The organism is Streptomyces sp. CGMCC 4.7035 (assembly GCF_031583065.1).
GTDB classification, from domain to species: Bacteria; Actinomycetota; Actinomycetes; order Streptomycetales; family Streptomycetaceae; genus Streptomyces; species Streptomyces yaanensis.
Genome location: NZ_CP134053.1, coordinates 3,192,333 through 3,208,557, shown reverse-complemented (window position 1 = coordinate 3,208,557; position 16,225 = coordinate 3,192,333). Strand labels below are relative to the sequence as shown.

General features: G+C 73.8%; 3 protein-coding genes. All 3 read right to left on the bottom strand.

Going from position 1 to position 16,225, the window contains the following annotated elements:
- Positions 1-516: 516 nt before the first annotated feature.
- From Q2K21_RS13505 to Q2K21_RS13495, 3 genes are read right to left on the bottom strand one after another with little or no spacing between them, the layout of a single operon-like run.
- Positions 517-7,587 carry a non-ribosomal peptide synthetase gene (locus Q2K21_RS13505; protein WP_310770342.1) on the bottom strand — a complete coding sequence of 2,357 codons (7,071 nt, stop codon included), beginning with the start codon at positions 7,585-7,587 and terminating at the stop codon, positions 517-519.
- Positions 7,584-8,654, bottom strand: coding sequence for a TauD/TfdA family dioxygenase (locus tag Q2K21_RS13500; protein WP_310770340.1), 1,071 nt, complete (start codon positions 8,652-8,654; stop codon positions 7,584-7,586). The genes Q2K21_RS13505 and Q2K21_RS13500 overlap by 4 nt, the downstream gene beginning before the upstream one ends.
- Positions 8,654-16,222, bottom strand: coding sequence for a non-ribosomal peptide synthetase/type I polyketide synthase (locus Q2K21_RS13495; protein WP_310770338.1), 7,569 nt, complete (start codon positions 16,220-16,222; stop codon positions 8,654-8,656). Before Q2K21_RS13495 ends, Q2K21_RS13500 begins: the two co-directional genes overlap by 1 nt.
- Positions 16,223-16,225 lie beyond the last annotated feature (3 nt).

Here is a 16,225-nt window from a genome sequence, read left to right as displayed (position 1 = left end):
CCAGCTATGGCAAACCAGTCGGCCGACTCATGCGCTTATGCAGCCGTAGCCAGAACAATCCGTTTCCGCACGGCCCGAGGCCCGAGGTCCATAATCTGACGGAGCGCACTGGGCGCGTCAGAGTTGCCGCGAAAGTCTGCCCCGACTAATTTCAGAACTCCTGATCGGGAAACCTACAAGTGAATGTTGATGGCCGTCACGCAGGATGGATCTTTGAAGTGCCGGGAGGCCCGGAGCCCGCTCGTTCCTGCTGATCAGGTCGACCCGTGGACAACGCCCCACCCCCCCTCCGCTGCCCGCACGGCTGTAGGCCCGCGCCATAGCGGGTCAGCGGCAGGGACTGCCCGGGGGCGCTGCGCCGCCGGCGGTACAAGAAAGATCGCCCGTCCGCGTTCCAGGCGCGGGCGCGCTTGTTCGGACAGCACGTTCGCACCGCTACCGGGGTCGCCTGCCGATAAAACTGCAGGGGCCCGCCCGACCGCTCAGGTTGGCGGGCCCCGTACGGGCATCCTCGCGCTACCCTGCCGAACCCCCGCCCTCCCCCGTGCCGAGGGGCAGCCCTTCCAGGCAGCGGTCCAGCAGGGCGGCCAGACCGTCGACGGCGGGTCGTCTCAGCATGCCGTGGTGGTCGCCGTCCACCGGCCGTGCCTCGAAGGCGCCGGTGGTCAGGCAGCGCCAGGCGGCGATCCGTTCGGCCGGGTCCCCGGCGCCCGCCGTGAGCACGGTCAGCGGACCGTCGTAGGCCCCGGGCCGCCAGACCGCAGCGGCGGAGACCAGCGAGCGGAAGAGGCCCAGACGCGTGGCCACCTCCTCCAGCACGTCGTCCGGCACCAGGCCGGCCGTCCGCACCGTCCTCAGCACGGCCTCCCGCTGCGTGTCCGGACCGAGCCCCCGCAAGTCCTCCACCGCGAGGGGCGGCACGGGTCGGCCGGCCAGACCTGCCAGGTCGCGCAGGAACAGCCACAGCAGCTCCGCCGACTCCGGCGGCGCGTCCAGCGCAGGCGGAGCCGCCGGATCGAACAGCACGAGCGCGGCCACCCGCTCTCCGCCCGCCCGCAGTTGCGCGGCCATCTCGAACGCGACGGCGGCACCCGTCGACCACCCGCCCAGCAGGTAGGGCCGTCCCTGCGGCTGCTCGGCCCGCACCTGGGCCAGGTAGTGGGCGGCGAGGGCCGGCACCGAGGCGAGCTCCGGACCGTCCGGCGACAGCCCTTCCGCATCGAGGCCGAAGAACGGCCGCGGGCGCGACAGGGCACCGGCCAGCGGCACGTACGGCGTGGCCGAGCCGTTGCTGGCGTGGACGCAGAAGAACGGCGCTCCGCCGCCGTCGCCGCGCAGCGCCACCAGTGCCGGCCCCCGCGACCGCTCGCGCGGACCGTCCGCCGAGGACCGAGCCGGGGCCAGCGACCGGGCCAGCGACCGGACGGTGCGGTTCGCGTACAACGACCGGGCGGTCATCGCGATGCCGTCCCGTCGCGCCCGGGCCACCAGTTGGAGCGCGGCGATGGAGTCGCCCCCGAGGGCGAAGAAGTCGTCCTCCACTCCAAGGCCGGGATCGCCGAGGACCTGCGACCACAGCGCGCCGAGGCGTTCCTCCAACTCCGTGGCCGCCGCGGCCCGGGGCCCGCGCGGCTGTTCGGGCAGCTCGGCCGTGCGCAGGGACAGCCGGTCGACCTTCCCGCTCGACGTGCGGGGCAGCTCCGCGTGTGCGACGGCCAGTGCCGGGCGCAGCGCGTCGGGCAGGCCGGCGAGGCCGGCCAGCACCTCGTCGGCCGAGAACGGCACGCCGTCCCGCGGAACGACGTGCGCGACCAGCCGCGTCCCGCCGTGATCCGTCGCCCGGGCGACGACTGCCGCCTCCGCGAGGAGCCCGCCGGCCAGCAGCGCCGCCTCGATCTCGCCCGGCTCCACCCGTACACCGTTGACCTGGATCTGGTCGTCGGTGCGGCCCAGGAACTCCAGCGAGCCGTCCGGCAGCAGCCGTGCCAGGTCGCCGGTGCGGTACATGCGGGCGCCCGGCATCCCGGCGTACGGGTCGGGCAGGAACGCTCCGGCGGTACGGCCCGGTTGGCTGTGGTAACCGCGGGCGGTGGCCTCGCCGCCGATGAACAGCTCGCCCGCGCAGCCGGGAGGCACCGGCAGCAGGTTGTCCCCGAGCAGGTGCACCACCACGTTGTCGATCGGACGGCCGATCGGCACCGTGCCCGAGCCGCCGGCCGGCGCGGACGAGGCCGTCGCTCGGTGGAAGGTGGCGTCGATCGCGGCCTCCGCGGGGCCGTACTGATGGATCACCTCGCACGGCAGTGCCGCACGCAGCTCCTCCAGCAAGCGGGCCGGGAAAGCCTCGCCGCCCACCAGCAGCAGTCGCAGCGCACTGCCGTCGGCGGGCCCGGGCTCGTCGAGCAGTCCGCCGATCAGTGACGGGACGAGGTGGGCTACCGTCGCCCCGGTCTCCCGCAGCAGCGCGCCGAGGCCGGCGGTGCTCTCCTTGAGGTCGGGCGCCGTGATCACGCTGGCCCCTGACAGCAGCGGTGCGAGCATCTCCCAGACCGCGAAGTCGAACACCGGAGCGGCCAGCGCCAGGACCCGGTCGTCCGGGCGGAGCGGGTAGGCGCGCTGCGACCAGTCGAGCCGGTTGGCCAGCGCGCCGTGCGGCACCGCCACCGGCTTCGGGCGGCCGCTGCTGCCAGAGGTGAAGACCAGGTAGGCGAGATCTCCGGGGCGCGGCTCGGCGTCCGGCCCGGTCCCACCGTCGACGCCCAGTTCCTGCGGCGTGCGGCACGGCACTCCAGGCGGGAGTGCTGCCGCCTGCCGCTGCGGCTCGGCGGCGACCACCAGCCCGGCGCGGGCGTCGGCCAGCATGTCCCGCAGCCTCTCCGGCCCCTGGGCCGGGTCGCACACCACGAAGGGCACGCCCGCCAGCAGACAGCCGACGGCGGCGGTGACAAGACCGGTGCCGCGCGGCAGCAGCAGAGCCACGGTCGGCTCGTCCCCGCAACCGGGACGGGAACCGGTCAGGGCCCTGCGTGCCCCCGCGCCGAAGTCCCGTGCGGCGTGTGCCAGTTCGCGGTAGCTCAGCCGTTCCCCGGCCGTCTCGACGGCCGTGCGGTTGCGGTGTTCGGCCAGGGCGGCCGCCAGCCGCGGCACCAGGGCCTGCACCGGCATGTCCGGCCGGGAGCCGCGTCCGGCGTCGGCGAGCCGCGCATGTTCGGCCGCGGAGAGCAGGTCGCCGGCAGTGTGCGGGAGGTCGGGCGCGGTGGTGAGCGCGGCAAGGGCGGTCAGGTAGCGGGCGACCATCGCCTCGGCGAACGACAGGCTGTAGCGGGACGGGTCGAAGGCGATCGACAGCTCGATCCGCCCGCTCGCCGGGTCCTGGATGAAGTCCGTCATGAGCGGCAGGTTGGTGTCGCCGTGGAAGCGGGCCTCCACCACCTCGAGCCCCCGGCGGGTGGCCAGTTCGCCGTAGCGATGGAAGTGCACGTAGTTGAACGCGGCCTCGAAAAGTGTGCCGGACTCCCCGGCCCGCCGGATCCGGCTCATCGGGTACCAGCGGTGCGGGAGCATCTCCCGCTCCTCGGCGAAGACGTGGCCCAGCAGCTCCAACCAGTTTCCGCGCGGCAACACGGTGCGCAGCGGAAGGGTGTTGAGGAACAGACCCAGCATCGCGTCGGAGCCGTCCTCGTCTTCCGGGCGGCAGTTGGTGACCATGCCCGTGACGACGTCATCGCGTCCGGTCATGGCCGCCAGCACCTTCAGGTGGACGGCGAGCAGCGCGCTCTTGAGCGGAACGCCCGCCCGCGCCGCGACCCGGCGCAGTGCGTCGCACGTCTCCGCAGGGAGCTCGGCGCCGGTCCGCCGTTCACCCGCGCCGTCCGACAGGCCGCTGCCGCCGAGCCGGGCGGCGGGCAGATCCTCGGTCCTGCGCTCCCACCAATCGGCGTCCGGACCGCTCAGTGCCGCCAGCTCCAGTTCGAGGAACCGGGCGTAGGAGGCCGCGGGGGCGGCGTCCGGGCCGGGGCGGGACGGGTCGAGGGCGTGCTCGTAGCAGTCCATCAGGTCCGCCAGCAGGACAGTGACGCTCCAGCCGTCCAGCACCGCGTGGTGCACGGCGAGGGTCAGCTGGAACTCGCCCTCGGCGAGCAGGTGCACGGTGAAACGCACCAGCGGCGCCCGCTCCAGGACAAAGGGTGTCGTGCGCTCCCGCTCGACGTCGGCGTCCACCAGCTCGCGCTGCCGTGCCGGTGTCTCCGACCGCAGGTCGGCCACGCGCAATGGGGTGGGAACCTCATGGTGCACCAGTTGCAGCGGCCCGGCGGGGTGCGCCAGGTCGAAGCCCACCCGCAGCATCGCGTGCCGCCGGCAGACCTCGCCGACGGCCGCCTCGAAGGCCGCCGGATCGAGGTCGGACCGCAGGCGCAGCGTCGTTACGTCGTGGTACAGCAGTTTTTCGCCGTGCTCGTAGGCGGTGTGGAAGAGCATGCCCGCCTGGAGGGCGGAGAGCGGCAGGGCCTCCTCCACCTCCTCGGGCAGCTCCTGCAGGACGCTCTCGGGCAGCAGCCGCGGTCGCGTGTCGCCGGGCCGTTCGCCGGATTCCGCCGGCACGGTGGCGGCCAACGGCGCGAGAGCCTCGATCGTCGGATACCGCAGCAGGTCGGTGACCTGGACGAGCAGGCCGCGCTGTCGGGCCCTCGTCCGCACCTGGACGACGCGGATGGAGTCGCCGCCGAGGTCGAAGAAGTTGTCCTGCACGCCCACGCGTTCGGTGTCCAGCACCTGCTGCCAGACCTCGGCCAGCGCCTGCTCGACCGGGTCGCGCGGAGCGACGTACTCGGTGGCCGCGAGGGCAGGGGCGAGCCGCCGCAACGCAGCCAGGTCCACCTTCCCGTTGGGCAGGGACGGCAGTTCGGGCAGCGCGGTGACGGAGGGCACCATGTGGGACGGAAGCGCCCGGGAAAGTGCGGCACCCACCGACTCGCCGGTGGCCGGCGCCGTGAGCACGGCGTAGGCCGCCAGCTTCACGGAGCCGGACGCGTCGGCGCGGTCCACCACAGCCGCCGCGACCACGCCGGGCTGCGCCGCGAGCCGGCTCTCGATCTCCTCCAGCTCCACCCGGAAGCCGCGGATCTTGACCTGGCGGTCGGTGCGGCCCAGGAACTCCAGGGCGCCGTCGGCCCGGTGGCGCACCAGGTCGCCGGTGCGGTAGACCCGCGCCCCGGGGGCGGGGCTGAACGGGTCGGGCAGGAAGCGCTCCGCGCTCAGGTCGGGACGGCCGGTGTAGCCGGCCGCGACACCGGGACCGCCGACGTACAGCTCACCCCGGGCGCCGAAGGGCACCTGCGTGCCTCCGGCGTCCAGGACGTACAGCCGGGTGCCCGGCGTGGGGCGGCCGATCGGTACCCGGCCGGCGCTGGGAGCGACCCGCTGCACGGTGCACCAGACGGTGGCCTCGGTGGGCCCGTACTCATTGAACAGGGCTGCCCCAGGCAGCAGTTCATGGTGCCGCTCGACCAGCGTCGCAGTGCACTCCTCGCCGGCGACGACCGCGCGGCGCAGCTCCGGGCTGTCGCCCGCGGCGAACTCCTCCAGCAACGCGCGGTACAGCGACGGGACGCACAGCAGGTCCGTCACCCGGTGTTCGACGGCCAGCCGAGCCAGCGCGGTCGGGTCGCCGGCCTCGTCGTCTGCCGGTACCACCAGGCAGCCGCCCGCGCACAGGGTGCCGAAGAGCACCGCGACCGAGCTGTCGAAGGCGACGGTAGGGATCAGCAGCGCGGTGCGGTCGCCGTCGGACCCGTAGACCTCCAGACGGGCCCGGGTGGAGTGGGCCAGGTTGCGGTGCGTGACCTCGACGCCCTTGGGGCGCCCGGTGGAACCGGAGGTGAAGATCACGTAGGCGGTGCTGTCGGGAGCGATCGCGACCGCCTCCCCGAGACCGCCGGCCAGGGCCGCCTCGGGGGCGACCACGGGCAGGCCGGGGAGCAGATCCGCCAGCACCGTGCGGCCGTTGTCGTCGGCCAGCAGCACGGCTGCGCCGGCGTCGGCCGCCGATTCCGCCAGCCGCTCCGCCGGGTTGCGCCGGTCCAGCGGTATGTACGCTGCGCCGCAGCGCAGCACAGCAAGTACCGCCACCGGCAGCAGTGGGCCGCGGTCCACGCAGAGCGCCACCCGGCTGCCCGGAACGCAGCCGGCCGAGCGCAGGGCCCCGGCCAGGGCGTCGGCGGCCGCGTCCAGCTCCGCGTAGTCCAGGATCCCGTCGCGGTGGACCACCGCCGGGGCCACCGGGGTGGCGAGGACGTGCTGCCGGATCAGATCGAGCACGGTCTCCTCACTGTCGGGCTGTTCCGGGCCCGTCCCGTGCAGGGCGAGAAGCTCCGCGTCGTGCGCGGTGCTGCGCGGCAGGTCCCGGACCGCGGTGCCGTCCTTCGCGCAGAGCGCCGCGAGGACGGAGGCGGCGCGGGCCGCCAGCAGGGCGGCGACATACGGCTCGCACCGCAACGTGTCGTGGCCGAGGCGTAGTTCGAGCCGATCGGAGGCGTGCCGCACCGCGAGTAGGCGCAGGTCGTACCGGTCGGAGACGTCAGTCACGGCCACGTCGGCGGCCGTGCCGTCCACGGACAGTGCCGAGACGTCCAGGTATCCGGCCGCGTAACGGCAGTACGCCTCCGCACCGGCTGATGACACAGCCTCCCAGTGGAAGAGGTCGACATCCTCGGCCGCCTGCCGCAGCGCCGCGTCCACAGCCCGCACCATGGTGCCGGCGTCCTCCTCGCACCGCACCGCGACAGTGACCGGTACGGTGCGGTCGTACGGTCCGACAGCGTCGCGCAGCTCCGCCGAGCACCGGCCCGAGACGGCCACACCCAACCGCACCGGCAGCTCCTGCGCGCCGCCGGCCACCACCACGGCCCAGGCCGCGGTGATCAACGCCGCCTCCGTGCAGCCCAGTTCGTCCGCACGCTCCGCGACGAGCCGGGAGGCGGCCGGGTCGAGCACCACGCAGACGTCCTCGGGCCGGAATCCCGACGCCTCGCCCGCGCCGAGCGGCAGCTCCGGCTCCGCCCCCGCGGCGGCCGTCAGGCGGCGCCAGCGGTCCCGCGCCGCCGCGCTCTCCGGGTCCTCCAGCAACTGCTGGAACCACTCCGCCACGTCCGCGTACTGGACCGGGTCCTCCTCCGGACCGGCCCCCGCGCCGAGTGCCGCACCGAGCAGCCCCACCAGGGTGGCCGCGTCGGCGACCGCAGGGTCTGCCGCCAGCTCCACCCGCCAACTGCCGCCGGGAAGCCCGGTTGCGGCAAGCGACAGCGCCGCTGTCCCGCCCGCCGCGCTCGGCGCGTCGAGCTCCGGCTCGTCCGCGATGACCTGTACCGGAACTCCTGCACCGCCCGCCGCGCGTACCCGGGTGCGGAGGGCCTCGTGCACGGCCGCCTGCTCCAGCAGCGCCTTCCGTAGCTGGTCCGGTTCGTGCCCGGCCGGCAGCGTGGCGGCGATCCGGACGGTGAACGGGTCGGCGCCCCGCAGCGCCGACCGCAGCCGGTGCAGGTGCCGCTGGGCCGGCGAGGTCCGGTACCCCGCGATGTCCTCGCTCACCGCTCCTCCACATCGCTGACGGGGGCGGTCGGCTCGAAGGCCTCGCCGTGGACAGGGTCGGTCATCGCGACCAGGATCTTGCGATCGCCTTCGTAGGGCCGGCGGGCGTGCGCCACCGACATGTTGTCCAGCAGCAGCACGTCACCTGCCTCCCAACGGAAGGCAACCTCCTCCGCGAGGTAGGCCTCGTTGATGATCCGCACGTCCTCGTCCGCCAGCGGGGATCCGTCGCCGTGGGCGGTGGTGAAGGGAAGCCCGTCCTCGCCCAGCGCCTCCACCAGCGCCTCTCGCGTCTGCGGGTCGCGGCTGGAGACGTGGAAGAACGCGGCGTGGTTGAACCACATCCGCTCGCCGGTCACCGGGTGCGGGCGCACCGCCGGGCGGATCTGGACGGTGCGCAGGTGGTCCTCGTCCAGCCATTCGGTGACGGTGTCGTTCTCCGCTGCGTAGCGGTCCACCTCCTCGCGCGAGGACGTCTGGTACGCCTCCTGCCAGGTGAGCCCGAATCCGCTGTTGTAGTTGCGCACGTAGCGCACTCCGGACCGCTCCAGCCGTTCGCGCAGGGGGGCCGGTATGCGTTCCTTGATCCGGCGGTTGTCCGCGATCGGCGTCTCACCGCCGACCGTCGGGGCGGTCACGCAGCAAAAGAACAGCTTCTGCGGCCACGCCGTCCAGTACGTACCCTCGTTATGCAGCTCGATCCGCTCGGCCGCCGGGTACGTCGTCGAGAGATAGACGTTGTCGCCCACCTCCTCCCGGGGCGTGGACCGATCCCGGTACTGGAGCGGCTCGCCGTCGGAGACCGCCTCCACGAAGCGGTGGAACGCGGCCGCCTCCGAGATCTGCCAGTCCCGGAACAGCAACGCGCGATGCTCCAGCAGCAGGTCCGCGAGCCACTTCTTCTGCACAGTGGCCAGGGACACCAGGTCGGCGCCGGCCTCCTTGGGCCGTACCACCATCGGCAGGCCGCCCTCCGCGAACAGCGGTTCCACCGTAACGGCGTCGGGACCGGTGGCCGACCGTACGACCTGGCGCACCGTTCCGGAACGAGAGAACTGCGGGCTCATCAACAACCATCTCCTTGCTCATCGTGGCCTTGCGTGCCGTACCAACCGGCGCCGCCGGTCGCCGGGGAGGGGCGCCGCCGCGACACCGACCGCGGTCCGGACGGCTGCCGCGCCCCCGGCGCCAGCCGGACGGCCGCCGCCTCCCGCAGCGCCTCCGGCGCCGCCTCCGGGTCTGCCAGAGCCGCTGCCAGCACCGCGCTGAAGCCGTCGGCCACGCGGTACGGAAACTCCTCGCCCAGCACATCTGGCGCGAAGTCCCACCAGCACACCAGCTCCGTGCCGGTGTCGGTCACGTCCAGCGACAGCCGGAATTTGGTGGTCGGCGGCAGCTGAGGGACCGGCTCGACCGTGGTGGCGCCGGGACCGGAGGACCCCATCGGCGTGTTCTGCAGCACGAACCAGGCGTGGTACGGCTCTGGCCCGCGCCCGGCTGCGTCCGCGGACACCTCACCGTGCTCCAGCGCGGCCACCAGGTGGTCGCGCACCGCGCCGACCGCCTCCGCGAAGCTCGGCGCGCCGACGGCCGACGGCAACAGGCCGGTACGCACGAAACAGCCGATCAGGTCCTCGTCCTGTGCGCCGCGCCCGGCCATCGGGAAGCCGAGCACCGGCGCGTCGACTCCGGCCGCCGCCAGCGACAGCTGGAAGACGGTGGCCAGCAGGGTGAACGGGGTCACACCCAGCCGCGGGCACGCCTCCAGCAGCGCGGCGCGCACGTCCGCAGGCAGCCGAACCGTGCGCCGCCCCAGGCGGTAGGGGCCCTGGGCCGGAGCGCCGGGCAGGGTCGGCAGCGGCTCACCGACGGGGTGCCGCTCCCGTACCCCGCGCCACCATTCCAGGTCGCCCGCCGCCCGCCCGTCCTCCAGCCGGGCGCGCGATCGGGCCGCCGCCTCGCGATAGCCGGACACGGGAGCGGGCAGCGGGCCGTCGAGCGCGTAGGCGGCCGAGATCTCCCGCAGCAGCACGCCCAGGGACCAGCCGTCGCAGACCAGATGGTGCACGACCAGCACCAGCACATGCTCCCGCTCGCCGACCGGAGCCAGCACCGCACGCAGCAGCGGCGGCTCCTCCAGGTCGAACGGACGGGCCATTTCCCCCTGGAACAACTCGGCGGCGAACGTCTCCCAGTCCGTCTCCTCGGGTACCGGCAGCACGCGCAGCAGGCCCGGCCCGGGGTTGGACAGGCGCATCCACACGCCCTCGTCGGTCTCGACGAAACCGACGCGCAGGGCTTCCTGGCGTTCCACCACGCGATCGAGCGCGCGCGCCAGCAGCGCCGGGTCCAGCGGGCCGCGCAGCAGCAGCGCGGCGCCGATGTGGAAGGCCGCAGTGCCCGGCGCCACCTGTTCGGCCAGGTAGATCCCCTCCTGCTCCGGCGAGAGCGGTGACGGCGCCACCGGGTCGGTCAGTGGTCCGTCGCCGTCGCCCGCCCGGCCGGCGGTGGTCAGGGCATCGGTGACGCGCCGGGCGACCGCGGCCGGCGTCGGCTCGGTGAACAGCTCTCGCAGGGGGAGCCGGACGCCGAAGCGCTGCTCGACGCGGTTGTTGACCCGCACGGCCGAGAGCGAGTCGCCGCCGATGTCGAAGAAGCCCTCGTCGGCGCCGACCGTCTCGAGACCCAGCACCTCGCGCCACACCGCACAGACCTCCGCCTCCACCGGCGTGCCGGCCCGGCGGACGGCTCCCGGCTCCCGGCTCGGTGCCGGGAGCGCGCGCCGGTCGACCTTGCCGTTCGCCGTCAGCGGGATCCGCTCGATCGCCACGAAGTGCCGGGGGACCATGTACTCGGGAAGGCGGGCGCGCAGGAAGCCGCGCAACTCGTCTCCGTCCGGCACCCGCCCTCCAGGCAGCGGCACCGGGTAGCCGATCAGCTCGGCGCCGCCGTTCGGCGCCTCGGCCGCGACCACCAACGCCCCGCTCAAGCCCGGGTGCCGGGCCAGCACCGTCTGGACCTCCCCGGGCTCCACGCGGAAGCCGCGGATCTGCACCTGGTGGTCGGCCCGGCCCAGGTAGTACAGCTCCCCGGCGCCGTCGTAGCGGGCCAGGTCGCCCGAACGATAGAGCCGCGCGTCAGGCCGGTCGTCGTACGGGTCCGGCACGAAGCGCTGAGCGGTCAGTTCGGGCAGGTTGACGTATTGCTCCGCCAGGCCGGGCCCGCCGACGCAGATCTCGCCGGTCGCGCCGACCGGCACAAGCGCGCCGTCCGGGTCCAGCAGCCGGATACGCAGGTCAGGCAGTGCGACGCCGATCGGGCTGCCGACGGCGGCGCGAAGATCCGCCAAGGTGATCCTGCGGTAGGTGGTGTGCACGGTGGTCTCGGTGATCCCGTACATGTTGACGATCTCCGGCAGCTGGTCGCCGTGCAGCCGGAACCAGGGCGACAGGGTGGCGACGTCCAGGTTCTCGCCGGCCAGCACGACCGCGCGCAGCGCCAGCGGATCGCGGGCCGGGCCGGTGGCGGCCTCGATCAGCGACTGGAACGCCGACGGCGTCTGGTTCAGCACCGTCACGCCCTGCTCGGACAGCAACCTGACCAGCGCCCGTGGATCACGGGTGGTCCAGTACGGGACGGTCACCAGACGGGCACCGTGGCAGAGCGCGCCGAAGATCTCCCACACCGACACGTCGAAGGCGTGCGAGAAGAACTGCGCGAAGACGTCCTGCGGGCCGAAGTCGAAGTGGCGCCGGGTGCCCGTCAGCAGTCGCACCACACTGTGGTGCGAGACCTCGACGCCCTTGGGGCGGCCGGTCGAGCCGGAGGTGTAGATGACGTACGCGGGAGCGCCGGCCGGCACCTCGGGCGGTGTGAAGTCCGTCGCACGGTCGGTGACTTCCGGCGAGTCGACGAGCACTGCGGTGGCCCCGCCCAGCGGCCGGGACTCGAGCAGGGACCGCTGGGTGACCACCAGACGCGCACCGCTGTCCGAGAGCGCGTGCCCGAGCCGTTCGGCAGGGTGTGTCGGGTCGAGCGGTACGTAGGCGGCGCCGGTTCTCAGTACGCCGAGCACGGTGGCGATCAGGTCGGCGCCGCGTTCGAGCAGGACGCCGACCCGGTCGCCGGGCACCGTGCCGCGGGCGGCCAGGGCCCCGGCGATCCGGGCTGCGGCCGCATTCAATTCCCGGTAGCTCCAGGTGTTTTCACCGTCGACGACGGCCGGCCGGTCCGCGTGCTCGGCGGCTGCGGCGGCGAACAGGTCGACCAGCGAGGTGTTCGGCACCGGGCGTTCGGCACCGGTGTTCCACACCTCGGTCAACAGCCGGCGCACGGCGTCGGGCACCCGCACCAACTCGGCCAGCCGCTGCTCCGGATCGGCCGCCGCCCGGCGCAGCACCTCCAGGTAGTGCTCCGCCAGCCGCTCCACGGTGTCCGCCGCGAACAGCTCCTCGTCGTACTCGAACCAGCCTCCCAGGCCGTCCTCCTGCTCCTGGACGGTCAAGGACAGGTCGAACTGGGCGGTACCCGGGTCGAGTTCGAACGGTGTCAGCTCCAGGCCGGCCAGCCGCACTTCCTCGTTGACCCGGTTCTCCAGGGTGAACATCACCTGGGCCAGCGGATTGCGATCCAGCGGCCGGTCCACGGCGGCCGAGCGCACGACCCGATCGAAGGGGACATCCGGGTTGCTGAGCGCCTTCAGGGCGCTGCCGCTTACCCGGTCCACCAGCTCGGCGGCCGACTCCACCCCCTCCAGGTCGGCGCGCACGACGACGGTGTTCACCAGGTAGCCGACGATCTCCTCCAACTCGGCGCGGTCGCGCCCGGCGACCGGCGTGGCGACCAGGAAGTCGCGGCTGCCGGTGTGAACGTGCAGCAGCCCGGCGAACAGCGCCAGCAGGGTGGCGAACAACGTGGTCCCGCGCTTGCCGCTCAGCGCCGACAGCTCCCGGGCCAGGTCCGCCGGCACGTGGATCCGGTGGCGCCGGCCACGGTGCCGCTGGATCGGCGGGCGCGGGCGGTCGACCGGCAACTCCAGGACGGTCGTGGCTCCCTGCAGGTACTCGCTCCAGAACGCGGACTGCTCCGCCAGGTGGTCACCCTCGACCAACTCCCTCTGCCACGCGGCGTGATCGGCCGCCTGTAGCGGGACGGGTGGCAGATCGGGCTCCCGGCCCGATCCGAACGCGTCGTACAGCTCGATCAGTTCGCGCGTCAGCACCAGGAATGACCAGCCATCGGTGACCAAATGGTGCACCGTCACCACCAGCAGATGCCGCTCCGGCGCCAGGCGAATCAGCGCTGCCCGCAGCAGCGGGCCCTCCAGCAGGTCGAACGGCCGTCCGATCTCGGTCAGTGCCAGCTCCCGCACCGCGGCCTCCGCGTCTGCCGCGCCGCCGTCCGCCTCGAACACCGGCACCGATACCTGGTACGGCTCGCCGACGACCTGCACCACCGCGTCGCCGTGCGCCGCCAGGCGGGTGCGCAGCGCCTCGTGCCGGGCCACCAGCGCCGTGAAGCACCGCTCCAGTGCCGCGTGGTCAAGGACGCCGTCCAGCATCAGGGTCTGCGGCACGTTGTACGCGCTGCCGCCCGGTTCCAGCTGCTCGATGATCCACAGCCGCTCCTGCGCGGGGGACAGCACCAGCGGGCCGCCCCGGTCGACCGGGGCGATCGGCAGGTCCGGCCGGGACGCGCCGCGCAGCGCCTCGGCGGTCACCGCCGTCGCCAGCCCACGCGGCGTGGGATGGTCGAAGATCAGCCGCAGCGGTAGCCGGGCCTTCACCGATTGGGAGATACGCGACAGCAATTGGACCGCTACCAGCGACTGGCCGCCCTGCGCGAAGAAGTTGTCGTCCGCCGCCGGCTCGACGCCGAGCAGTACCTCCGCCCATGCGCGGTCCACCGCCGAGCGCACCGCGGCCGGATCCAGCTCCCCGCCGGGGCCTGCCGCCTCGGCCGGCTCCTCCCGGGGCGCGCCGGCCACGGCGCCTTCCCGCCCCTGAGCGGGCGCGTCGATCCAGTGTCGTTTCCGCTGGAACGGGTAGCCCGGCAGCGACACCCGCCGCCCGGCCGTCCCGTTCACCGCGGCCAGATCCACCGTGACGCCCGCGCCCCACAACAGGCCCGCCGCCTCCAGCACGGCTCGCCGCTCGTCTCCGCCGGGCCGTGGCAGCGTACTGGCCACCACGTGGCCGGCCTCCGGATCCAGACCGAGCCGGGCCAGCGCGCCAAGGGACTGGCCGGGCCCGGCCTCCAGCAGTACCGCCCGCGAGCCGGCCGCGGTGCGCAGCGCCCGGTGCCAGCGCACCGGCGCCACCAGCTGCCTGGCCCAGTAACCGGGGTCGGTGGCCTGCGCGTCGGTGATCGGGGCGCCGGTGACCGACGAGACGAACGGACGGCTCGGCGGCAAGAGCCGCACCTGGGCCACCGCCCGCCGGAACGGCTCCACCGCGCCCTCGACCAGCGGCGAGTGGAAGGCGTGTGAGGTCCGTACCCTGCTCACGTGTACCCCGTCCGCCGCGAGCGCGGTGGCCAGGGCCTCCACCTCCGCGGCCGTTCCGGCGACCGTGCACTGCCGGGGCGCGTTGACCGCGGCGACCACCACGCCCCGAGGCAGCCGCCGGCGCAGCTCGCCGTCGGCCAGCGCAACCGACAGCATGCCCCCCGCGGGTTGCGCCGCCAGCAGTCGGCCGCGCAGGGCGACCAGCCGCAGAGCGTCACCCGGCTCCAGTACCCCGCTCAGGCATGCGGCGACGAACTCGCCCACGCTGTGGCCGGCCATCACGTCCGGCAGCACCCCCCAGCTCTCCCACAGCCGGGCCAGCGCGTAGCCGACGGTGAACAGGGCCGGCTGGGTGTACTCGGTGCGCTCCAGCAGCGTCGCCGCCCCGCCCTCCCGACCCGCTTCGGGGCCGTCCGGCGCGGCGAACATCATCTCCCTCAGATCCAGGCCCAGTTCCGGCCGCAGCTGCTCCGCGCACTCATCGACCACCTGCCGCACCACCGGCTGGGAGCGGTAGAGCGACGCCGCCATGCCCGGGTGCTGGGCGCCCTGGCCGGGGAACATCATCACCAACGGCCGGGACGAGGCCCCGTCGGCCGGCGGGTCACCAGCGGTGGCCAGCGCGACCACGGCCTCCTTCGCGGACGCGGCCACCACGTGGGTCCGCGCGTCGAACTGGACGCGACCCGTCACCAGGGTGTGCGCCACGTCGGCCAGCAGGCCCCCGTCCGCCTCCAGCCGGTCGGCCAGCCGGTCGGCGGCGTGCCGCAGAGCCTGCGGGGTGCGGGCCGACAGCGGCAGCAGCACCGGCACCTCGTCCGCCACGGCCCCGGCCCGCTCCTGCGGCGCCGGCGGCTGTTCCACCACCACGTGGGCATTGGTCCCGCCGATGCCCAGCGACGAGACCCCAGCCCGCCGCGGACCGCCCGGCACCGGCCAGTCCACCGCCTCGGTGTTGACGAAGAACCGGCTTCTCTCCAGCCCCAGCGCCGGGTTCGCCCGCCGGAAGTTGAGGGTCGGCGGCACTACGCCGTGCTTCACCGCGAGTGCAGCCTTGATCAGGCCCGTCACGCCCGACGCGGCGTCCAGGTGCCCCACGCCGGCCTTCACCGAGCCCAGCGCGCACCGTCCGCCGGCGCCGTCGAAGACCTGGCGCAGCGCCTCCACCTCGATCAGGTCGCCGAGCGGCGTGCCGGTGCCGTGCGCCTCAACGAAGCCGATGCTCTCCGGCCCGACCTCGGCGAGCTGATGCGCCAGGGCGATGACCTCGGCCTGCCGTCCCACCGACGGCGCGGTGAAACCGGTTTTGGCCGCACCGTCGTTGTTCACCGCCCAGCCGCGGATCACCGCGTGCACGTTGTCGCCATCCGCCATGGCATCTTCCAGGCGCTTGAGGACCACGACCGCCGCCCCGCTGCCGCGCACCGTGCCGTTGGCACCCGCGTCGAACGGCCGGCAGACGCCGTCGGGCGAGGCGATGCCGCTCTCCTGGTGCAGGTAGCCCACGTGGTGCGGCACCACCACGGAAGAGCCGCCGGCCAGGGCCAGGTCGCACTGGAAGTCCAGCAGACTCTGGCAGGCCATCGCGACCGCCACCAGCGAGGTGGAGCACGCCGTCTGCACCGTCACGCTGGGGCCGGCCAGCCCCAGCCGGTAAGACGTCCGGGTCGCCAGGTAGTCCTTGTCGTTGCCGAGCAGTACGGAGTACTCGTGTGCCGGATCGCGCAGCCATGGCTGCGGCGCCAGGTTGTACAGCAGATAGCCATTGGCCCCGGTGCCGCCGAAGACAGCCGCAGGCAGCCCCGCGCCGGCCCGGTGGCCGGAATCCTCCAGGGCGTGCCACGCGCACTCCAGGAAGAGTCGCTGCTGCGGGTCCATCAGCTGCGCCTCACGGGGCGTCAAGCCGAAGAACTCCGCGTCGAACTCCTCGACCCCCTCCAGCGCGCCGGCAGCCCGCACGTACGCCGGGTCTTCCCGGACCCACGCAGGCACGCCGGCCGCCGCGAGATCCTGATCCGACGGCTCGCGGATCCCGCTGCGCCCGGCCAACAGGTCCGCCCAGAAGGCCCTGACATCCGGGGAGCCGGGGAAGCGCCCGGACATCCCGACGATGGCGATGGTGTTGTCCATGTC